At 66.8% G+C, this 21,637-nt stretch carries 18 protein-coding genes; 11 read left to right on the top strand and 7 right to left on the bottom strand.

Annotated features, from left to right (window positions below; translation table 11 throughout):
• Window positions 1–237: 237 nt before the first annotated feature.
• Entirely contained in the window at window positions 238–498 is a 261-nt protein-coding gene (locus tag EAS64_RS28650) for a hypothetical protein (protein ID WP_145858122.1), read from the top strand.
• A 55-nt stretch (window positions 499–553) separates the two neighbouring features.
• Here the strand turns inward: EAS64_RS28650 and cysC are convergent, their stop codons facing one another.
• Window positions 554–2,116 (bottom strand): adenylyl-sulfate kinase, encoded by a 1,563-nt coding sequence (gene cysC, locus EAS64_RS28645; RefSeq protein ID WP_246115904.1) that lies wholly within the window; start codon window positions 2,114–2,116, stop codon window positions 554–556.
• A 4-nt stretch (window positions 2,117–2,120) separates the two neighbouring features.
• A complete protein-coding gene (locus EAS64_RS28640) occupies window positions 2,121–3,035 on the bottom strand; it encodes a class I SAM-dependent methyltransferase (protein ID WP_145858121.1) in 915 nt (304 codons plus the stop codon).
• Between the two features lie 179 nt (window positions 3,036–3,214).
• Here EAS64_RS28640 and EAS64_RS28635 point away from each other — a divergent pair, with 179 nt between their 5' ends.
• The 6 genes from EAS64_RS28635 (at window position 3,215) to EAS64_RS28610 (ending at window position 12,686) form a co-directional block, all read left to right on the top strand.
• Entirely contained in the window at window positions 3,215–4,252 is a 1,038-nt protein-coding gene (locus EAS64_RS28635; RefSeq protein WP_145858120.1) for an NAD-dependent epimerase/dehydratase family protein, read from the top strand.
• A gap of 178 nt (window positions 4,253–4,430) precedes the next feature.
• Complete coding sequence (mfd, locus tag EAS64_RS28630; RefSeq protein WP_145858118.1) at window positions 4,431–8,042, top strand: transcription-repair coupling factor; 3,612 nt, start codon at window positions 4,431–4,433, stop codon at window positions 8,040–8,042.
• A 40-nt stretch (window positions 8,043–8,082) separates the two neighbouring features.
• Entirely contained in the window at window positions 8,083–8,766 is a 684-nt protein-coding gene (locus EAS64_RS28625) for a SurA N-terminal domain-containing protein (RefSeq protein WP_187366247.1), read from the top strand.
• Entirely contained in the window at window positions 8,760–9,824 is a 1,065-nt protein-coding gene (locus tag EAS64_RS28620; protein ID WP_145858116.1) for a nucleoside triphosphate pyrophosphohydrolase, read from the top strand. The genes EAS64_RS28625 and EAS64_RS28620 overlap by 7 nt, the downstream gene beginning before the upstream one ends.
• A gap of 794 nt (window positions 9,825–10,618) precedes the next feature.
• Window positions 10,619–12,067 carry a sugar transferase gene (locus EAS64_RS28615; protein ID WP_246115903.1) on the top strand — a complete coding sequence of 483 codons (1,449 nt, stop codon included), beginning with the start codon at window positions 10,619–10,621 and terminating at the stop codon, window positions 12,065–12,067.
• Window positions 12,068–12,074: 7 nt separating this feature from the next.
• On the top strand, window positions 12,075–12,686 hold the full coding sequence (locus EAS64_RS28610) for an RNA polymerase sigma factor (RefSeq protein ID WP_145858114.1): 612 nt from the start codon (window positions 12,075–12,077) through the stop codon (window positions 12,684–12,686).
• Here EAS64_RS28610 and EAS64_RS28605 read toward each other — a convergent pair whose 3' ends face one another.
• Window positions 12,687–13,814: a class I SAM-dependent methyltransferase gene (locus EAS64_RS28605; RefSeq protein WP_145858113.1), complete on the bottom strand. Its 1,128-nt coding sequence runs from the start codon at window positions 13,812–13,814 to the stop codon at window positions 12,687–12,689.
• A gap of 132 nt (window positions 13,815–13,946) precedes the next feature.
• Between EAS64_RS28605 and EAS64_RS28600 the strand changes: the two genes are divergently transcribed.
• From EAS64_RS28600 to EAS64_RS28590, 3 genes are all read left to right on the top strand, one after another.
• Window positions 13,947–15,194, top strand: a complete 1,248-nt coding sequence (locus EAS64_RS28600; protein ID WP_342782089.1) for a methyltransferase domain-containing protein — start codon at window positions 13,947–13,949, stop codon at window positions 15,192–15,194.
• A gap of 70 nt (window positions 15,195–15,264) precedes the next feature.
• On the top strand, window positions 15,265–16,116 hold the full coding sequence (locus EAS64_RS28595; RefSeq protein ID WP_145858110.1) for a glycosyltransferase family protein: 852 nt from the start codon (window positions 15,265–15,267) through the stop codon (window positions 16,114–16,116).
• The gene (locus tag EAS64_RS28590; RefSeq protein WP_246115902.1) at window positions 16,113–16,760 is read left to right on the top strand and encodes a PIG-L deacetylase family protein; all 648 of its coding nucleotides are present in this window, start codon (window positions 16,113–16,115) and stop codon (window positions 16,758–16,760) included. Before EAS64_RS28595 ends, EAS64_RS28590 begins: the two co-directional genes overlap by 4 nt.
• A gap of 114 nt (window positions 16,761–16,874) precedes the next feature.
• Here the strand turns inward: EAS64_RS28590 and EAS64_RS43885 are convergent, their stop codons facing one another.
• From EAS64_RS43885 to EAS64_RS28580, 3 genes are read right to left on the bottom strand one after another with little or no spacing between them, the layout of a single operon-like run.
• Window positions 16,875–17,117, bottom strand: coding sequence for a hypothetical protein (locus EAS64_RS43885; RefSeq protein ID WP_187366332.1), 243 nt, complete (start codon window positions 17,115–17,117; stop codon window positions 16,875–16,877).
• Complete coding sequence (locus EAS64_RS28585) at window positions 17,114–18,535, bottom strand: AMP-binding protein (protein ID WP_145858109.1); 1,422 nt, start codon at window positions 18,533–18,535, stop codon at window positions 17,114–17,116. Before EAS64_RS28585 ends, EAS64_RS43885 begins: the two co-directional genes overlap by 4 nt.
• A 10-nt stretch (window positions 18,536–18,545) precedes the next feature.
• Window positions 18,546–19,883, bottom strand: a complete 1,338-nt coding sequence (locus EAS64_RS28580; protein ID WP_246115941.1) for a glutamate-1-semialdehyde 2,1-aminomutase — start codon at window positions 19,881–19,883, stop codon at window positions 18,546–18,548.
• A 324-nt stretch (window positions 19,884–20,207) separates the two neighbouring features.
• On the opposite strand from EAS64_RS28580, the gene EAS64_RS43880 reads away from it, so the two are divergent.
• Window positions 20,208–20,405, top strand: a complete 198-nt coding sequence (locus tag EAS64_RS43880) for a hypothetical protein (protein ID WP_187366246.1) — start codon at window positions 20,208–20,210, stop codon at window positions 20,403–20,405.
• A 66-nt stretch (window positions 20,406–20,471) separates the two neighbouring features.
• Here EAS64_RS43880 and EAS64_RS28570 read toward each other — a convergent pair whose 3' ends face one another.
• The gene (locus EAS64_RS28570; protein WP_281283347.1) at window positions 20,472–21,506 is read right to left on the bottom strand and encodes a group II intron maturase-specific domain-containing protein; all 1,035 of its coding nucleotides are present in this window, start codon (window positions 21,504–21,506) and stop codon (window positions 20,472–20,474) included.
• Window positions 21,507–21,637 lie beyond the last annotated feature (131 nt).

The raw sequence follows: 21,637 nt of genomic DNA, 5'->3' as shown, positions 1-21,637 counted from the left end.
CGCCCGCCGAGCTCAGGCAGCGGCTTTACGGTGGCGACCTCGTTCTCCTGACTGGCCTGCCGAAGCTTGCCGAGCTTGTTGATTACATCCGGCACGGTTCGACCCCGAGCACACGCATTACGACGTGCCGAAGCCGCGGACATCGTTCCCTCAGGGGCACCTGAGGACGGGGATCGCGTTCGACTTTCCGTGGCACAGGGACGTCTGGTACAGCGCACCAGCCCAGCAGATTAACTGGTGGCTGCCTATCTTCCCGGTGCGAGAAACCAACGCGATGAGCTTCGACCTGGCCTGGACGCCAGGGACCTGCTCGACGGCCGCGGCGCGCCGCTGGCAGACGCCTGGTGCACCGGAACCTCCGTCCGTGACTTCGTTCGCGTCATGGACGAGCGGCCGTTTGAGGAGGAAGCCGTGCGGTCCGTCTTCGGTGCGCCGCCCGAGGGCGCGCACCTGGTGTTCACCACTGACGACGCCGAGCAAGCCGCCACTGCGAACTGAACTCGGGGGCCTTCCCAGCCGGAAGTCCTGTTGTCGGAACAGCTCGCCCGCCCCGCTAGCTGACGAGCCAGCCGCCGCGGGTGAGCTGCCCGAGCACCGCCGCGACCGCATCCTGCCTGGAGACCACCGAGGTGTCGATCACCAGGTCCGCGTCGACCGGCTCCTCGTAGGGGTCGGAAATCCCGGTGAACGAGCCGATGATCCCGGCACGCGCCTTCGCGTACAGGCCCTTGCGGTCGCGCGCCTCGCACACCTCGAGCGGCGTCGCCACGTGCACAAGCATGAAGTCGCCCGCCTCTGTCACCATCGCGCGCACCGCGGCGCGCGCCGCCGCGTACGGTGCGATTGGCGCGCAGATCGCGATCCCGCCGTGCCGCGCCACCTCGGTCGCCACGAACCCGATGCGCAGGATGTTGAGATCGCGGTCTTCGCGGGAGAATGTGAGCCCGGAAGACAGCAGCCGTCGCACGAGGTCGCCGTCGAGCAGCGAGACGGTCCGGTCGCCGCGCTCGAGCAGCGCGTCGCGAAGGTCCCTGGCTAGGGTCGACTTTCCCGATCCCGACAGCCCGGTGCAGAACACCACCACACCGCGATCGGAGCGCGGCGGTCTGGCACGGCGCAGTTCTGCCGCCACGCCCGCAGGCATCAGCCAGTCGGGCACCGGCGTGCCGGAGTCGAGGAGTTCGCTGAGCTCGCCGTCGGACAGCTCGCCCCGCTCCATGCCCGGCTCGATCAGGCCGAGCGGCCGCCACACTTCGGCAGCCGGGTCGAAGGCCCATTCGCCCTCGCTGATGACCTGCATCCCGAGCTTGGCAAAATCAAAATTCGAGTCCACAGAACGTGTGCCGCCTGACTCGGCAGCCGCCGCGCCGTCTGTCAGGAGGTGGGTCGCCCCGTAGGCGGCCGCAACCACAGCACGGGCCGCGAGCTCCTGTGCCGTGCCGTCCCGCGGCGCGAGCGGAACGGGCACGACAAGCGTGCTCGCCGGAAGCTGGCGGGCGGCGGCGAGGACCGCGCGGACCAGCGCCTCGGGCCGGCCGACTAGCTCGGCTGGGCCGGCCACAAGCGGAAGCAGCAGCACCCGGGCGCGCAGCTGGTCGGCCAGGTGCCTGAGCTGGCCGAGCTGACGCTGGCCGAGCGGGCGCCTGGTCGCGATCGCGAGCACCGGCGCGGTGCCGATCGTTGCGCGGACCATGGCGGGCGTGCGGCGCAGCGCGCGGAACGGCCCGTGCTCGGGCGCGCGCAGCGCAGTGACCGGCCCGGCGAGCCGCAGCCCCGCGCCGTCTCCTGCCCGGGCGTCTGCCCGTTCCGTGATCTGAAGGACCGCGAGCGGTGACCCCTCCTGGTCTTGGAGGACCAGGTGCCTCGCGTCCGCGGGCACGGCGTCTGCTGGCACAGTGAAGGTGACTGGGACCGGCCAGAAGGTGCCGTCGGCGAGCTGGCCGCGCTCGGCCACGGAAGCGAGGTCGGCCGTTGTGAGATATCCGGCCAGCGGCGCGAACGCGCCAGAGGTGAGAAGCTCGAGCTCGGCGAGCTGCTCCTCGCCCGGGGTCCAGGCCGGCCACGTGGCCAGCTCCGCTGGCAGCGTGTCCGGTACCGTCGCCGCGCCGTCGGACACGCTCTCAGGTGTCGCTTCCCCAAGGGGAACCTGCGTCTCCGATATCCTGGCTTGCCCATTGGACAGGCCTCGGGGGGTACGGGGGGTCCCTCCCCCGGGAGAAGACTGCCCTGCCGTCACCTGCGCCTCTCTTTCCGGGTCTCGGCGCACGCGGCGGTAAGACGACGCGAGCGAAACGGTCCTGCGGCTTGCGGATCACGTAGAGCAGCTCGTCATGGCTGTCGCCGTAGCGCCCCCTGCTGAGCCTGGCAATGGCACCGCAGGTGATTCGCATCGACGATGATAGCCCGGCCGGGCTGTCTGGGCGGGTTAGCTCACTGGCCCGCGCGGCGATGACGAGCCCGCGCATCAGCGCGTAATCGGCGATGCCGTCCGCGCTGACCGCCTTCTCGTAGACGGGAGTGAATGGTCCTGGAGTGCCGGGGCGGAACCTGGACCAGACCATGCGCCTGGCCGGGCCCGGGAGCAGACGGTCGAGCAGGGCCATCGCCGAGTACCTGTCCGCCGTCCTGATCAGCAGCAGTCCGCCGGGCTTGAGCGCGCTGTTCAGCCGGTCGAGCACGAGCGCGACGTGCTGCACCCGTTCGAGCAGTTGCGCGCAGTAGACCACGTCGTAGGTGCGTGGCGGTATAGAAACCGTCCGCAGGTCCCCCGTGATGACGTCGTCGTAGGCGCCGTGCGAATCCCGCAGCACGCGCTTCGCGATCGGGTCGTCGGCGTCCACGGCGGTGACCGTGATCTGGAACCCGCCATCGGTGAGTTCACCGATGCCAAGCTCACGCAGTGGCGCCAGGCAGCCGGCCTGGAGCACGCTGACCGGCCGGCCAAGGCAAGCGAGCACGTAGTCGCGCATCGGCTCGGCGAAGAATCGGCTCACCGTCCGCTGACCGCCCGGCGAGCCTCGTTCGGCAGTCGTCATGGATCGTATGGTAGTTGAATAACTACATAGCGTATCGAGTTTGCCTGACAGTGAGGAACGCAATCTCCGCAAACCATGGCAGCCTTCGGCTGTATCAGGGTGCCATTCCCCAGGGTCTTCTGGTGTGAAGGCCCGCGCCGGGCTGGCCGGCTGCCGGCTGGCAGATCAAGGAGTGCGAGATGCGGGTCCTGGTCGCGGGTGATGGCGGCTACATCGGTGCGGTTCTCGTCCCGTTCCTCAGGAACGCTAGACACGTGGTCGACGGTCTTGACCTCGGCCTGTACTCAGGGTGTGACCTCGGGCCAGGCGAGGCACAAGACAGCGCGCTAGAAAACGCCGACATGCGAGACGTCACGGCGGCCCAGCTGCGCGGCTATGACGCGGTCGTCTGCCTGGCGGCACTGTCGAACGACCCGCTGGGCGACCTGAACCCCAGGGCGACGTACTCGGTGAACCTGGACGGCACGATGCGGCTTGCCGCGAAGGCCAAAGAGGCGGGGGTGCCGAGGTTCCTGTTCTCGTCCTCGTGCAGCCTCTACGGAGCGGCAGGATCGGCGGCGGTGGCCGAGGATGCCGACCTCTTCCCCGTGACGCCCTACGGTGAGAGCAAAGTCATGGCCGAGCGGGAACTCGCCAAGCTCGCCGACGACAACTTCAGCCCTACCTACCTGCGGAACGCGACCGCTTACGGCGCCTCCAGACGACTGCGCCTTGACATCGTGGTGAACAACCTCACCGCAGTCGCGCTGACGACAGGTCAGGTCCGCCTGGAGAGCGACGGCACGCCATGGCGGCCGCTCGTGCACATCGAGGACATCAGCCGCACGTTCCTCGCCGTGCTTGACGCGCCGCGTGAACTCGTGCATAACGAGGCGTTCAACGTCGGGCGGTCCGAGGACAACGTCCAGATCCGAGATATCGCCGAGCAGGTCCGCGAGACCGTGACCGGGTCCGCGGTGACCTTTGCCGCCAACGCCGGGCCTGACCTGCGCAACTACCGCGTCGATTTCGGCAAGCTCAATGACACATTCCCTGGCCTTGGCCTGCGCTGGACGGTGCGCGACGGGATCGCCGAGCTTCTTGCCAGCTACACGGCGCACGGGTTGACGTACGAGGACTTCACCGGGTCGCGTTTTGTCCGGCTGCGCAGGATCAAGGAACTGATGGCTGCCGGCACGGTGGACGAGATGCTCAGGCGGACACCCGGCGCGAACTAGGGCGGCGCTGCGGCGGGACGCGCCCCAGGCGGCGCGACGTAGACTAGGTGGGGCGTCGGGCGCTCTAGTGCCGACCCGTGGCGCGTACGGGGACTGCCTGATTCTGGTCCTGCCCTGACGGGCGGGCGGACGTTCGCGCGATGCCTCCGCAGCCTTATCACTCTCACATTGGGACAGCATGAGCCTCGCCGGACTACTCGCCGCCGTAGCCGAAGATCCCCAGCTCCGTACCGCCCTCGCCGGCCAGCCAGGCACGCAAGAGATCGACGGCGCCGCCGAGCGCGATCTCGTCGCACCCGCCGCCCTGCGCCCGCTCGTCACCGCCGCGATGGCTACCGGGGTCGCCGGCGGCCAGGGCCGCTTCGTGCTCGCGGTCACCGCGACCGCCCGGGAGGCCGAAGACCTGACCGCGGCGCTCGGGTCGTTCCTGCCGCCGCACGTGGTTGCCACATTCCCCGGCTGGGAGACGTTGCCGCATGAGCGGCTCTCTCCCCGCTCGGACACAGTCGGCCAGCGGATCGCGGTCCTGCGGCGGCTGCAGCACCCGGGGCCCGCTGGCGACGCCGTGGGGGGTCCGCTCAAGGTCGTCGTCGCGCCGGTGCGGGCCGTGCTCCAGCCGATCGTCGCCGGGCTTGGCGACCTGGTGCCCGTCCGGCTCGCCGCGGGGGACGACGCGGACCCTGAGGACGTGATCGCGCGGCTCGTCGACATCGGGTATGCCCGCGTCGAGATGGTGTCCAAGCGCGGTGAACTCGCGGTGCGCGGCGGCCTGCTCGACGTGTTCCCGCCGACCGAGGAGCATCCGCTGCGCGTCGAGTTCTTCGGCGACACCGTCGAGGAGATCCGGGTATTCAAGGTCGCTGACCAGCGGTCGGCCGGCCAGGCGGACCACGGCCTGTGGGCGCCGCCCTGCCGCGAGCTGCTGCTCACCCCGTCGGTGCGCGCCCGCGCCAAGGAGCTTTCTGCCAAGCACCCCGCCGTTTCTGAGATCCTCGGCAAGATCGCCGACGGGATCACCGTGGAGGGCATGGAGGCCTTCTCCTCCGTCCTCGCGGACCACATGGACCTGCTGCTCGACCACCTTCCGCTCGGTGCCGTGCTGCTCGCCTGCGACCCCGAGCGGATCAGGACCAGGGCGATCGAGCTCGTGTCGACAAGCCAGGAGTTCCTCGAGGCGTCCTGGGCGAGCGCGGCGTCCGGCGGCGAGGCGCCCGTCGACCTCGGCGGCTCGGCCTTCCAGCCGATTGAGACGATCCGCGAGGCCGCCGCGGAACTCGGCATCGCGTGGTGGACCCTCGCTCCCTTCGGAGTCACCGAGGAGGGCGCCGACCCGTCGGGGGAGCAATCGGCGGTAGAGAGTACGCCGCAACCGTTCGGGATGATCATCAGTGCCCAGCCCGCGGCGGCCTACCGCGGCGAGACCAACCGCATGATCGCGGACGTGCGGCACTGGCTCGCGGACGGATGGCGAGTGGTGCTCGTCACCGAGGGGCACGGGCCGGCCAAGCGGCTCGCCGAGGTGCTGCGCGGCGAGGGATTCGGCGCGCGGGAGGGCGATCTTGCCGAGGAGCCGCAGGGCGGCGTCCCCTACGTCGCCACCGGCGAGCTCCGCCAGGGATTCTCCTGGCCGGCCGTGCGGCTCGCGGTGCTCACCGAGGCGGACTTCGCGGCGCGCGGCACGTCACGGCCAAGCTCACGGGATGAGCGGCGGATGCCGTCGGCGCGGCGGCGCGGCGGCGTGGATCCGCTTCAGCTGCAGCCGGGTGACTACGTGGTGCATGAGCAGCACGGTGTTGGCAGATTCGTGGAGATGACAAGCCGGACGGCGGCCGGCGCGACCCGTGACTACCTGGTGCTCGAGTACGCATCGGGCAGGCGGGGGCATCCGCCGGACCGGCTGTACGTGCCGACCGACCAGCTCGACGAGGTCACCAAGTATGTCGGCGGTGAGGCGCCTGCGCTGCACCGGCTCGGCGGCGCGGACTGGGCCAAGACCAAGGGCAGGGCGCGCAAGGCGGTCCGCGAGATCGCGGCCGAGCTGATCAGGCTGTACTCGGCGCGGATGGCCTCACCGGGGCACGCGTTCGGCGGCGACACCCCGTGGCAGCGCGAGCTTGAAGACGCCTTCCCCTACGTGGAGACGCCGGATCAGCTGTCCGCGGTGGACGACGTCAAGCGCGACATGGAAAAGCCGGTGCCGATGGACCGGCTGATCTGCGGCGACGTCGGCTACGGTAAGACCGAGATCGCGGTGCGGGCCGCGTTCAAGGCCGTCCAGGATGGCAAGCAGGTCGCGATCCTCGTGCCGACGACCATCCTCGCGCAGCAGCACTTCAACACGTTCTCCGAGCGGTACGCGCCGTTCCCGGTGTCGGTCAAGCCGATGTCCAGGTTCCAGAGCGCTGGCGAGGTCGCGGAGACGCAGCGCGGTCTCGCCGACGGCACCGTCGACTTGGTGATCGGCACCCACCGGCTGCTGTCGCCCGAGACCAGGTTCAAGCAGCTCGGCCTGGTGATCATCGACGAGGAGCAGCGGTTCGGCGTCGAGCACAAGGAGTACCTCAAGCGGCTGCGCACCGAGGTGGACGTGCTCGCGATGTCCGCGACGCCGATCCCGCGCACGCTGGAGATGGGCGTGGCGGGCATCCGCGAGATGTCCACCATCCTGACCCCGCCGGAGGAGCGGCACCCGGTGCTCACGTTCGTCGGCGCCTATGACGAGAAGCAGATCGCCGCGGCCATCAGGCGCGAGCTGCTCCGTGACGGCCAGGTCTTCTACGTGCACAACCGGGTGCAGTCGATCAAGAAGGTCGCCGCGCGGCTCGGCGAGCTGGTGCCGGAGGCCAGGATCCAGGTCGCCCACGGCCAGATGAACGAGCACGAGCTCGAGCGGATCATGATCGGCTTCTGGGACCGGTCATTCGACATCCTGGTCGCGACCACCATCGTCGAGTCCGGGCTCGACATACCCAACGCGAACACACTGATCGTGGACCGGGCCGACGCGCAGGGACTGTCCCAGCTGCACCAGCTGCGCGGCCGCGTCGGGCGCGGGCGGGAGCGCGCGTACGCGTACTTCCTCTACCCGCAGGACAAGCCGCTGACCGAGACGGCGCACGAGCGGCTCGCGACGGTGGCGCAGCATACGGAGATCGGCGCCGGCATGTACGTCGCGCTGAAGGACCTGGAGATCCGCGGGGCGGGGAACCTGCTCGGCGGCGAGCAGTCGGGGCACATCGCCGGGGTCGGGTTCGACTTGTACATCCGGATGATCGGCGAGGCGGTGCGCGAGCTCAAGGACGACGCGCCACCCGAGCGGCCCGAGGTGCGGGTCGAGCTGCCGGTCAACGCGCACATACCGCACGACTACATCCCTGGCGAGCGGCTGCGTCTCGCGGCTTACACCTCCATCGCGGCCATTGACTCCGAGGACGACGTGATCTCCGTCCGTGACGAGCTGCGCGACCGCTACGGCGAGCTGCCGCTGCCCGTGGTGACGCTGCTCGACGTGGCCAGGCTCCGGTTCGACGCCCGGCGCGCCGGGCTGACGGACATCACACTCCAGGGATCGCACGTGCGGTTTGCCCCTGTTGTCCTGCCTGATTCGCGTGTGGTCCGGGTTCAGCGGCTATACCCCAAGACAGTGCTTAAGCCGGCAGTGCGTACCATGCTGGTACCAGTGCCGAAGTCCGGTGCCTCCAGCGGAGGCTTCGGCGGGGAGCCGTTGCGCGACACCGAGCTACTCGCTTGGTGCGCGGAGGTAATCCGTTCGGTACTGTCCGAGTCGTAGTTCGCGCTGTCGTTGATTGACACGGTTGAAGGGATCGTCTGTGGCTCTGTTTGCTAAGAAGGGCCGCCGGGTGGCCGCGCTCGGCGCCGCGGGCCTTGGCGCGTGCGCGGTACTCGCCGCCTGCGGTCCGGTACAGGCAGGGGCCGCTGCGATCGTCGGCGACCAGCGGATCACCGTGTCCTCGCTTGACACGCAGGTCTCCAACCTCCAGGCGGCCGCCAAGCCCTACAGCCAGCTGCCGATCACCACCGCGCAGATGCCGACCGCGGTGCTGTCCTGGCTGATCAGGTTCGCCGTCATGGACCAGGTGGCCGCGACGAACGGCATCACGGTGTCTCAGTCCGAGGCTGAGGCGGGGCTCAGCTCGCTCAAGAGCGTGGCGCAGCATTACGGGTTCGCCAGCACGACCGAACTGCTCATTGCCAACGGCATACCGCCGCAGCTGTTCCCCGAGGTCGGCCAGTGGGAGGCGCAGCAGACCGCCTACGCGCTCAAGCTGAACAACGGCAAGACGCCGTCGACCACCGCGGAGCAGAACGCCTTCACCACCGCGATCACCAAGTCGCAGTGCCAGGCGGCCAAGTCGCTCAACATCAAGGTCAGCCCGCAGTTCGGACGGCTGGACTACACGCACTACACGGTCGTCGCGACGCCGAACACGCTGTCGCAGCCGGCCGGCAAGCCGACGCCCGCGTCCACCACGGGGCTCGCCCCGGCGTGCTGACCGTCCTGCTGACCAGCTCGCGGGTGGCGCCCGGGCTGCTCACCTGGCAGGCGTGGTCCGCGCTGCGTGCGGCGTCCAGGGTGCTTGCCGGTTCTGGCGGGCATCCGCAACTGCCCGCGCTGACCGCGGCGGACGTGGTCCCCTCGGTTGTCGACGCACCGGCCGGCGCTGTTCCGCTCGCCGGTTTCCTGTCGTCCGCCGCGTCGTCCGCCGATGGCGACGTGCTATGGGTCGCGCCGCCCGATGAGGAGGCGGACCCGGCGCTGCTTGGTGCTCTTTCCGTCCCGTATCAGGTGCTGAACGGGTCGCGTGACCTGCCGGGCGCGCACCTGCTCGACCTGGTCGCGATCATGGACCGGCTGCGGGTGTCCTGCCCGTGGGACCGGGAGCAGACCCATTCGTCGTTGCTGAAGTACCTGCTTGAAGAGGCCTATGAGGCCGCGGAGACGATCGAGTCCGGCGACCTCGCGGGGCTGCGCGAGGAGATCGGCGACGTCATGTTTCAGGCGTTCTTCCACGCGAGGATCGCCGCCGAGCGGCCCGCCGCCGAGGGCGGGTTCACCATCGATGACGTCGCCGACACACTCGCGGCGAAGCTGGTCAGGCGGCACCCGCACGTGTTCGGTTCCGTGTCGGTGTCATCGGCGGCCGACGTGAACGCCAACTGGGAAGAGATCAAGATGGCGGAGCGGGCCGCCAAGGCCGAGGCCGCACGGGCCGGGGGCTCGGACGGTGGCACAGATAGTCCGTCAGTACTCGACGGCGTTCCGTTCGGGCAGCCCGCGCTCTCGCTGGCCGCGCAGTTGCAGCGGCGAGCGAAACGAGCCGGAATTGTCTTCCCTGCCGCCTATGGCGGGAATCCCGGTGAGAACAGCCCTGCCGGAGACGGCGGGGATCCCAGCCTGGCCGGCAAGGGCATCGGCGACGCGCTCATGAGGGTTGTCGCCGAGGCGGCTGAGGCAGGCCTAGACCCGGAGCTGGAGCTACGGTCCGCGGCCCGGAGCTTTGCGGATGCGGTGCGCGCGCGGGAAAGCGCGGCCGGCCCGGCGAAACGGTAAATTCCGGGAAAGTCTCGTGGGCGTGCGGAGAACGCTAAGATCAATTTTTTCCAGGCTCAGCAATCCGTGCACGAAGCCTGCTTCCGTGATCGCGAAAACTAATAGAACATTTATTCCTGTGCTATTAATCTTGTTAGGTCCTCTACCTAGCATCTCAACTGACCCCGGCAATTGTCAGCACGAAGCAGATTTGAGAAGATGCCCCTCGTAGGCAAGCCGGTTTAACCACTGATGGCTGCGGAGAGAACCGGATGGCGCGGTAGATCGCGTCAAAGAGAGCGGGAGCGATGTTTCGGTAGCTAGATGTGTCGCCGAAACATGCGAGGGGTGATGCTGCGTGTGCCTAATAGTGACGCCTGCGCAAATATGCGGTCCGGGCAGGATAAAACGCGTCATCGGGTCTATGCCTGGGTGTCGCTAACTGACGACGCTTGCGCTAACTGCCCGTCACCATATGCGGCGCGTGCGCCGGCGACCGTCCGGCGCCTTGCTGCCGCCTTGTCCACGGAGCCTACCGGACCGGTCTGGCCGGGTTGTGTCGCGTGCCCGCGGTCGTCGGCACGGGCGTACAGTCGCGTCAACCCCAGATTTCCCAGTGGGCATTTACGCTCGTTATTTTCACAATTCAAATGATGTGGGGCATCTAAACATCTGGCAGCCGACGGGGTAAACCGGCGGGTTTGTCCAGGCGTCTCGTAAAGGGCAGAAGGAAGGGCACGCATAAGTGCCTATGGGGGAGCGCGATTGTCATGGCGGTGCTTCCGCCGTGACACATCGAGAGGTGGGGATGGGGTGTGTCCGATTATTCTTCGATTGTCTCTGTTGGCGACCATTCCGAGTGGCTGGCGAATCGGCCGGGCGCTTGGCTGCGAACCTATGTTCGTCAAGTAGCCATCGCGGACTTCTCCGCGGCGATGGTGGCGGCGCTCGCCGCCACTGAAGTGCGCTTTGGCGCGCATCCAAACAACAGGTACGTGATGCTCAGCCTGGCGCTGCCGCTGCTGTGGCTGATCGCGGTCCGCGTCTTCGGCGGATACGAGCGGCGGTTCATCGGTGGAGGCTCAGATGAGTTCCGCAGGATCCTCAACGCTGGGCTGAGCCTGACCGCAGCTCTCGCCCTGATCTCCTACGCGGTGAACAACGAACTGTCCCGCGTCTATCTGGTCGTCAGCATGCCAGCCGTCGTCGGGCTTGACCTGCTGGTCAGATACGTGCTGCGCAAGCGGCTGCACCGGCGACGGGCGCACGGCGAGTGCATGTCCACAGTCGTGGCGGTGGGACACGAACCCGCCGTGCGGCAGCTGATCAGCGAGCTGCGCCGGGAGTCGCATCACGGCCTCCTCGTGGTAGCGGCTTGCCTGGCAGGCGAGTTCAACGACAGCGAACTGGCCGGCGTGCCGGTGGTCGGAGACATCGACGACGCCGCCAGCGTGGTGCGGAACATCAGGGCCGGCACGGTGGCGGTGCTCTCCTGCCCGGAGATGGACGGCATGAAGCTCAGGACGCTCGCCTGGGAACTGGAGAAGACAGGCACCGACCTGTGCGTTGCCCCGGCGCTGCTGGACGTCGCTGGCCCGCGAACCACGATCAGGGCAACCGCCGGACTGACCCTGCTGCACGTGGATCACCCGCAGCTGAGCGGGCCTAGACAGGCGGTCAAGGATCTCTTCGACCGGTGTGCCGCGGCGCTCGGTCTCCTGGTGCTTTCGCCGCTAATGCTAGTGATTGCGGTGGTGATCCGGATCTCCGATGGCGGTCCCGCGCTCTTCACCCAGACTCGTGTCGGCAAGGGCGGGCGACCATTCAAGATCTACAAGTTCCGCACGATGGTGGTGGACGCAGAGGCGCGCCTGGCCGCGATGAGGGAGAAGAACGAGTCAGACGGCGTGCTCTTCAAGATTCGCCGGGACCCGCGCGTCACTGGCATCGGTGCGCGGCTGCGCAAATGGTCGCTTGATGAGCTGCCGCAGCTCATCAACGTGCTCCGCGGTGAGATGTCGCTGGTCGGCCCCCGCCCCGCGCTGCCGGAGGAGGCGGCGAGGTACGCCGCTCATGTGCGCCGCCGGCTGGTCGTCAAGCCGGGCCTGACTGGCATGTGGCAGGTCAACGGCCGGTCCGAGCTGTCCTGGGACGAAACGGTGCGCCTCGACCTGCGCTACGTCGAGAACTGGTCGTTCGCTCTCGATCTTCAAATTCTGTGGAAGACGTTCTCGGTGATCTTCAGGGGGGCCGGTGCCTACTAGCGCGGTAATGCTGGAGCAGGACCTCGACGGCGCTGTCGTCGAAGTCCTCAACACGATCGACGCCGCGGTGGTCGAACTCGACGCCACCAGGCTGGTCCGCCGGGCGGCCGACGGGGATCCCGCGGCCTGGGAGGGCCTCATCGCCAAGTACGGCCGGCTCATCTGGTCGATCACCAGGGACTTCAAGCTCGCGGAAAACGATGCCGCGGATGTCTTCCAGACGACCTGGATGCGGCTGATTGAGCACATCGACCGTATCGAGCATGCGGACAGAATTGGCTCCTGGCTCGCGTCGACGGCGCGGAACGAATGCCTGCGATCTCTCTCCATCCGCAAGAGACTGGTGCTCGCGGATGAGGAGGAATCGTTCGACGGTCCTGCCACGCATGAGCCGGAAGTCGACGAGGCGCTGCTGGCAGCGGAGCGCGCGCAGGTGGTTCGCGAGGCCATGACGCACCTGCCGCGGCGCTGGCAGCGACTCATGGAAATGCTCATGTCGGACCCGCCGGCGTCGTACGCCGAGATATCCGACGAGCTGGGACTCCCCGTTGGCAGCATCGGTCCCACTCGAGGTCGCTGTCTCGCACGGTTGCGCATGCTGCTAGAGGCGACCAGCTGACTAGAACTCTGCGGGGGCCCGGCCCAGTGCGTCGGCGTCTACCCAGCGCCCGCCGCGAGCCTCGATTTCCGGGTAGGTGACGCGAACTTCGGCCATCAGGTCCGAGACGAAAAGTGCCACCTCATCTGGGCGGCGCGCGATAAGTTCCGCCGGGCTGACCACGGGAATCGTGGTGCCAGGAATGCGCCTCCCCAGCTTGGCTGGGGAGGCGTCGGCCACCGCAGGGAGGAGATCGCGGTTAACCTCCGCCCTCTTGAGCAGTGCGACGGCCCGCGAGGCAGCGCCGTAGCCCAGCACGGTCCGTCCTGCGCGCGCACTCTCGGCAAGCCAGCTGTGCAGCGCCATGGCTCTTGTCTGGACGTCTCGCGACAGCCCGCGCAAGACTTCGGGATCACATACCCGAGTGCGCGCCTCCGCCGCCAGCAGGGCTATGAGCGTCGCATCGGGGATTACGGGGCCAGCACCGCTGTGGCTGGCGGCGAGCAGGACGGTGCCGCCGTAGAGATCGAACCGCCACGCCATGCGAGCCGTGAGGCCGGCGGCGGCCAGCATCGCGCAGAGCGCGGTCGTGGAGTAGTACGCGTAATGACCGTGCCGCAGCGCGTTCCATTGCCCCAGCCGGATGATCGTGTGGAGAGAGTGATACTCCAGCAGTATGACTCCGCTAGGGGCCAATCGCCCGGCCCGCTCGGCGAGCGCGTCGCTTTGGTCGGGAGCATGCATCATGCCAAAGCAATCGAGGATGACATCGGCTTGCGCCGTGCCGTCCGCCGGCCGCAGGCCGCGCTCGGCCAGCAGGTCAAGCCAGGAACCGCCATGCGGACTGCCATACTCAGCCACCCTGGCCCCGGCCGGAAGCAGGCCTGCCGCCGCTACACGGGCCACGGCATCGACCGCCTGCGCCACCAGTGCGGCGGGCTCGGTGCCTCTAGGCTCTTCGGGCACGGTCGGGTCTTCGAGCAGTTGCGCCAGCCCGCAGTCCGAGCAGAGCCACATCCGAAGTGGGTACACCGGGTCGGGCCCCGGATCGCCCAGCAGAGGGAAGTAATCACAGGCGGGCTGGCTGCCAAGATCGAGTACCACGTGTCCCGCGTCCCGGCGGCAGGCCCGGCACTTGTAGGTATTCACGGCAACACATCCTGGATCTCAATGATGCGGCGGAGCGCATGCCGCCACCCGTATCAACGAGATTCATTCCGGATCGTGTAAATACCGATCGCCAGCCGGATGTCCGGCTGGCGGGTGTCAGCCATCAGCCGGATGCATTGGGGTGACATGTCAGCTGGACACTCGTGCCGCCTGTGCGGCGCGGAACTAACGCGCTCCTTCGTCGATCTTGGGATGTCTCCGCTGTGCGAGAGTTACGTGCCGGCGGAGAGCGTCTACGCGCCTGAAGTGTTCTACCCGCTGAACGTGCTGCTCTGTCAGCAGTGCCTGCTCGTTCAGCTCCCCGCCTATGTGTCCGGCGAGCACATCTTCTCGGACTATGCGTACTTCTCGTCCTACTCCGACTCGTGGGTTGCCCACGCCAAGCGGTACGCGGACGGGATGACCGCCGTGCTTGACCTGACGTCCGACAGCCTTGTCACCGAGGTCGCGAGCAACGACGGTTACCTTCTCCAGCATTTCGTCGCCGCTGGCATCCCGGTGCTCGGCGTTGAGCCGGCCGGCAACGTCGCCGAGGCCGCCATCGCCAAGGGCATCCGGACGGTGGTGAAGTTTCTCGCACCGGACACTGGCGCCGCCATCGCCGCCGACTACGGCAGGGCCGACCTGGTCGCCGCCAACAACGTCTTCGCGCACGTGCCCGACATCCGCGGGTTCGCCGCGGGACTGCGCGCCCTGGTAAAGGATTCGGGGCTGGTGACCCTGGAGTTCCCGCACCTGCTCCGGCTGATCGAGCGGCGTCAGTACGACACGATCTACCATGAGCATTTCTCGTACCTGTCGCTGCTGACGTCAAGCCGCGCGCTGGAGACAGGTGGCCTGCGCGTGGTGGATGTCGAGGAGCTGACCACGCACGGCGGCTCGCTCCGGGTCCATGCCCGGCCCGCCCAGACAGCCTGCGAGCCCTCAGCGCGGGTGAGGGCCGTGCTCGCCGAGGAGGAAGCCGCCGGCCTGCACACGGTCACCGGGCACGACGGTTTCGCCGGCGACGTGCTGCGCATCAAGAGCGAACTGCTTTCCTTCTTGTTCCGCGCGGTGGCCGAGGGCAAGACAGTGGCCGGCTACGGCGCGCCAGGCAAAGGCAACACGCTGCTGAACCACTGCGGGATTAGGGGCGACCTGCTCCAGTACACCGTGGACCGGTCGCCGGTGAAGCAGGGCAAGTTCCTGCCGGGTACGCACATCCCCATCCACGCGCCGGACCGGCTCGCGGAGACGAAGCCCGACTACATCCTCGTTCTGCCATGGAACCTCCGTGAGGAGATCACCGGGCAGCTGTCCTACGTCCGGTCCTGGGGCGGCCGCCTTGTCTTCCCGATCCCGGCACTGGAAGTCATCTGATTGACAGCGGGCCGTATTTCCGGGGTGCGCCGGAGATCTTCTTGTAGGGCTTATGAAGGAGGGGGAACACATGAAGGTGGTGCTTTTCTGCGGGGGGCTCGGCATGAGGATGCGGGACGGGGTGACGAACGCGCCTAAGCCGATGGCGATGATCGGCGACCGGCCGCTGCTGTGGCACGTCATGCGCTACTACGCGCACTACGGGCACACCGAGTTCGTGCTCTGCCTCGGCTACGGGGCCTCGGCCGTCAAGGATTTCTTCCTCAGCTACGACGAGACTCGGTCCAACGACTTCGTGCTCGAGGGCGCCGGCCGGCAGATCGAGCTTTTCAAGACCGATATCTCGGACTGGCGGATCACCTTCGTCGACACTGGCCTGCACTCCGCGATCGGTGAACGGCTCCGCCGGGTCCGCCGCTTCGTGGCGGACGAGGAGATGTTCCTCGCGAACTACGCGGACGTCTTCACCAACGCACCGCTCCCCGATATGGTCTCACGCTTCGCGTCGTCTAACGCCTTGATCAGCCTGCTGGCGGTGCCGCCGACGTCGTCGCATCACGTCGTGGACGTGGGCGAAGACGGACTCATCACACAGGTGACCCCGGTACGGGATTTGCGCCAGTGGGAGAACGGCGGGTTCTTCGTGATCCGGTCCGAGATCTTCGACTACCTCAACGAAGGCGAAGATCTCGTAGAAGACGTGATCGTGCGGCTGGTCCCGCAGGGACGCGTCCTCGCCTACCCGCATAAGGGGTACTGGTCGCCGGCTGACACCGTCAAGGAGCGCGCCCAGTTGGAAGAGATGTTCCATCGGGGGAATTGTCCCTGGATGGTCTGGGATCCCGAGCGCTCTGGGCAGAGTGCCGCGGCTACTTCGGCCGAGGTTCTCGCCCTACGCGACAGCGCCGTGGTCCGGGCGTGATCACGCTACCGCTCAGCCCGTCGGGTGCCGGGCCACTATCCGTGCTTGCTCTTGGCGCGCACCCCGACGACATCGAGATCGCGGCGGGGGGGACGTTGCTCAGCCTGGCCGAGCGGAAGCCTGGCCTGTGCGTCAGATACGTACTTTTCACCGGGACGCCCGAGCGCCAGCAAGAAGCGCGGGCGGCGGCAAGTGCATTTATGCCGGGTGCCGACCTTGAGGTGGAATTGTATGACCTGCCGGACGGTCGGCTGCCTGCAGTCTACGGACAGGTCAAAGAGCTCCTTGAGGGCATCGCGGCGTCCTTTAGACCGGACGTCATACTCGCGCCGTTTCCGGGTGACGCGCACCAAGACCACCGAACGGTAGGCGAACTAGTGCCGACGGCGTTCCGGGACCAGCTCTGCCTCGCGTACGAGATCCCTAAGTGGGACGGCGACATGGGCCGCCCGAACACGTACTTCCCGCTGACCGACAAGATCGCGCGGCAGAAGGTCGAACTGCTCGGCAAGTGCTATCCCTCGCAGCGGGACCGGGACTGGTGGGGCGAGGAGACGTTCCTCGCGCTGGCGCGGTTGCGCGGCATGGAGTGCCGAGCGCACTACGCCGAGGCATTCACCTGCTCGAAGCTGGTTATTTCGTGATTTCCTCTTGACGCGGCGCGCCCGGACGAAGTGTCCAAGCGGCCGCCACGGCGCCCCCTCGCTTTCCAGGTGCCACCTGCGGGTTGTCATTGCGTCGCGCCGGCGCCGTCGGTATCAGCGCTCCGCAAAGCTTTCGGCCCGGCCGGACGGGATCTCGTCGCGGAGCGCTGCCCACTGCAGCGAATGCCGAATGCCCTCGGTGAGGTCATGCTGAGCCCGCCAGCCCAGGACCACCGCGTAGATGTCGGGATGCTCGGCGAAGATCCGGTCACCCAGCGGCCCGTCGGCGATGTCACCCGCATAGAACACCGGGCCCAGGGCGAACTCCTGCCTTCCGGCCCACCAGGTTGTTGTCAAGTATTACCGGGCATATCCCTGCGTCCAGGCTCGTCTTTGTCAATAACGAGTCGACGTTTGCCGCTCTTCGGTAGGATCACTTCATCGCGAACTTCAAAGCTGAGCTGAAATGCATTACCTAGCTTTGAAGCGAACTGCTTAGCCACAGTCGGCATGACGGCGGCTGCCGAACGTTCAACTGGTACGAGCAGCAACTTAACTACGCCCGGTGCCATCTGGACGAACTGATATTCAGCGACTTTGGAAAACTCAGTGCTGTGCAAATTCAGCGCAACAACATGCGCCCGACGCCCATCACGACCGACGACGGATGAATCTTCCCGCCTGGGCTGAATATCGGCCAGAACATAGTGACACGATGGCCATTCGCCGTCAATGGAGATCACTGTGGCCGTATCGCCGGAGTCATATCGAATAATCGGTGCAGCATTGTTGATGTGGCTCGTGCCGATGATCCTTCCCCGTTGTCCAACTGCGACAGGCCTGTCATTGTCATCGAGGATTTCGACAGTTGAGTACATAGGATTCACGTCATAGACGCCTGGCTCGTCCATTCGCTCTAGCGCGAATGCAGTTCGCTCGGTGAGCCCATACTGAACAACGATCCGAGCTGACGGAAACGCTTCTGCAATAGCATGTCGCTGATCCTGCGTCACTGGTTGCGAAATGAGCAAGACGGCTTTGATCAAGGCGGAAAGCTTATGCGGATCACGAGCTGCGATGACGCTCCGCGCCAACGTGTCGATCGCGCTTGGATAGCCATGCAGGTAGCGGATTGATCGTGCGGCGATCAGGCTCTGAAAGAGCAAAAGATTCTCTGGGTTCATGTGGAAAGGAGAGAGTCTGAGCTCCGAGAAAGCATTACTGACACACCACGGTTTCGAGTCTTTGAACTCAAGCCCTCGCATCAATGCTCGCCAATCGCCTAGCGCGTATCCACAAGCTTGATTCCAGGCCGTGACCATGAAGGCCCATTCTGCCGATCTTCGGCTCTTGGGCAGGTAAAAACGAACCGGCTTGCCTGACGAACCGCTCGTTGACGCAAGATCTACATCCGCCAATTTCGTCGCAATCATGCGCTCCGGATGCTGTGAAAGTTCATCCCGCGAGATGATCGGAAGCCCCTTGAGTGTTTCGTAAGTCGATTGCTGCGTAATTCGAGGGGCCAAGTGTCGATATGGCTTGTAGAAGTCGGAGCCGAGGAGGGCCGAGCAAAGAACTTCCATCAGCAGTTCGGCACGTTTTGCAGCCGCTTCTTGCTCATGGCTCGGGTGCATGGCTGCTATTCGCGACCAGCGGTCATAGGAGCTGCCGCCAAATCGAATTGACGGCGGCATAAGTCCGGCCAGTGGGTCGGCAATAGATTTTACGACCGGTCCAGACCTGAGGTAAATTTGCTGGCCAAGGGTGGTAAGCATCGCTGTGGCACTATCCCCGTGGCCTGATGGCTGGCCTGACCGGTCGGCCGCGAAGCACCGTCGAAACGCCGTCTTCAAGCGCTCGCCGGTAGGTCGGCATCAGCTCGGCCACGGCATCAACGGCGTGCTGGATCGCCTTCGGGTTATGGGCGGCGCTGACCACGAACGACGGTGCCAGGATCCCATGCTCCAGGAACTCCTGCAGCACGAGGGTACGGAACTCCTGGCTGGGTTGACCGTCGCCGTCACGGGCTACATAGACAAGGTTGCAGTCGCGCCCGAGCAGCTGGAAGTACGAGCTCAACCCGGCCTCGGCGACCACCGCCTCAACGCTGCCGCGAAGGTCCGCGCCGATGGCGTGCAGCTGCTCGGCGATGTGGTCACGCTGGTAGGTGTCGATGACAGCCAGCAAGGCGGCCAGGGCCCATGGCTGTGCGCCAGCGGTCTGTGACATCAGGAACACGCGATCGACGTCATCGACGTATCCGCCCAGGCGCATCACATCCCGCCGGCCGGCCAGGGCCGATAGCGGAAATCCGTTGGCCATCCCCTTGCCGAAAGTGCACAGGTCCGGCTCTATCGCGTAGATGAACTGCGCTCCCCGCTCATGCCACCGGAATCCGGTGATGATCTCATCCAGGATGAGCAGAGCCCCGTTCCGGTCACAAAGCTGACGCAGCCTGGCGAAAAAGCCCGGGACAGGCGGCTCGACGGTTTCGGGTTCGAGCACCACCGCGGCGATCTGACCGGGATAGGTGTCGAACAGGCTCTCCAGGGTCGTCGGGTCGTTGTACGAGAACTGCACGGTAAGAGATCGGACTGCCGCCGGGATTCCCGCGGGCATGGGCGTGGTGACGATGAACCAGTCGTCGGTGGCGAAGAACGGATGCTGCCGACAGACGGCAACCATGTCCCTGCCGGTGTACGCCCGCGCAAGGCGAATTGCGGCGGTAGTGGCATCGGAGCCATTGACGCCGAACTTGACCATCTCGGCACTGGGAATCAGGTCGATCAGGCGCTCAGCCGCTTCGCGTTCGAGCCTGTGCGGCCGAACGAAATTGACTCCCTCAGCCATCTGGCGCTGCGCGGCGCGGACAACCGGCTCGAATCCGTGGCCGAGAGTCGTGGAGCGCAGCCCGCTGCCGAACTCCACGAACTCGTTGCCGTCAATGTCCCAGACCCGGCATCCGGCTCCGCGGTCGATCACCGGCGCCATGCCGGCCGGATACTGGTCGTCGCCCTTAGCGTAGGTATGCGCGCCGCCGGGGATGAGGCGCTTGACAGCCGACGTGTGCTCATCTGACGCGACAAATTTGCTCACCTGCACTCCTCCGCTGGCGCCGGCCACGACGGCCAAGACCGATATGACGGCTTTCTCGTCGGGGTTTGTCTCTTCGATGTGTTCGAAACTGTTCCCGGCGCGCCAGCGCGAGCGACGAGACGAAGGCGGGTCACGCTAGCTGCGGGCATCAGGCTGGCTCCCAATCTGTTTCGCCGGTCTGCCACAAGAGCATCTATCTGGCCCCCTGATACGTGAATATAGATGTACGCCTCCCGTAGAAACGCGGACCTACCCCGTGAGCCGCCGAGAACAGACCAAAAAGTTCTACGGCTAACTTAGTGGTCGCGCCCGTTAATTCGTCGGGGGTTATGCGGCGAGCGGGTGGGGTGCGTGCCGGTCGTGGAGCCTGACGCGTGCCAGGAGCTGGTTGAGGTCGGTGCGGGTGAATCGCCAGCCGAACGGCCTTGCGGCGGCGTTGTAGTGCTTCTCGAAGGCGAGGATCTGGTCGGCGAGCTCGTCGGGGCCCTCGAAGTCGTCGGGGGTGAGGAGCTTGCGCTGGATGACGGAGAAGTAGACCTCGTCGGGTAACCCCGGCGCGTTGCCGCGCCGGGGTCCCCTCAGAACCGGCCGTGCCCGTTTTCCGGGCAGCTCGGCTCAGGCAAGCCCTGATGGCTGCGGGCCGGGCAGAAGTGCCGGGCTGGTGCCGTTCCCGATGCGGTTGCGGCAGTAGGCGTGTATGAGGTGGTATGCGGCGCGTTCGTCCGGCGTGCCGAGGTCCGTCACGCTGGCGATCGCGTGCTTGCGGATCGCCTTGCGCGTGGCGGTGTGCCACTGCTGCCATTCCTCCGGGCTTTGCGGCTGGCGGTCGGCGTGCAGCAGCAGTCCCCGGCAGAGCGGGCACCGGCCGCGCTGGCGGCGCAGCAGGTGCCAGGTCGCCGGGTCCACCGGGAGGCGGTCGCGACGTCGCCGCTGCTGCCAGTACCCGGTGAGGGCGGGATCGTCGGGAGACGCCCGCCCGGCGACCATCCGGTGCCGGACGATTTTCGTCCAGGCGAACTTGCGCAGGTAGAAGCCGGTCTCCCGGCTGCCGAGCACCCACTTGTCCTGCCTGGCCGGGTTGAACATGCCGAAGTACCGGGCGATGATCCAGCGCCTTGGCTTGTTCGGGTGGGAGTACCTGGCCCACTTCCAGGCCAGCCTCCACAGGTGGGCGTCCAGCGCGCCGAAGGCGTGCTTGGACACCCCGATCCGGTAGTAGGCGGCCCACCCGGTGATGATCGGGTTGAGCCGCGCGATGAGCGCGTCCGCGGTGGCCCCGCGCAGGGTTACTGCCTCCGCGGATAGCCGCTCCCGGATCCGCCGCATTGCCTCCTTGCTCGGCTTGGTCAGCAGCTTGCCGTTGGGATAGCGGCGGATGCTGAACCCGAGGAAGTCGAACCCCTGGCTGAGGTGGACGATCCTGGTCTTGGCCTCGTTGAAGGCGAGGCCCCTGGGTTCCAGCCACTCGGCGAGCCGTGCCCTGACCTGCTCGGCCTGCGCGCGGGACGCGCACAGGGCCGCCAGGTCGTCGGCGTATCTCACCAGGACCGGCGTGCCGGGAGCGGCACGCAGGGTGCTGCCCTCCCAGTACCGGACCCCGGCGGCCTGTTCCATGCCGTGCAGTGCCACGTTCATGAGCGCGGGGCTGATGACGCCGCCCTATGCGCAGTGCTGGGTTATGCGCAGTGCCAGCGCGTTGTCGCTGGTGAGGGTCGTGCGGTCTGGTGAACGCTGAGCATAACGTCGATGCTCCGTTCATGAGGCCCGGCAGGGGCCGGGCT

Source organism: Trebonia kvetii (assembly GCF_007827045.1).
In the GTDB taxonomy this organism is placed as follows: Bacteria; Actinomycetota; Actinomycetes; order Streptosporangiales; family Streptosporangiaceae; genus Trebonia; species Trebonia kvetii.
Note: the sequence above shows the minus strand (reverse complement) of the source record. Positions and strands in the feature narration are given on the sequence as shown.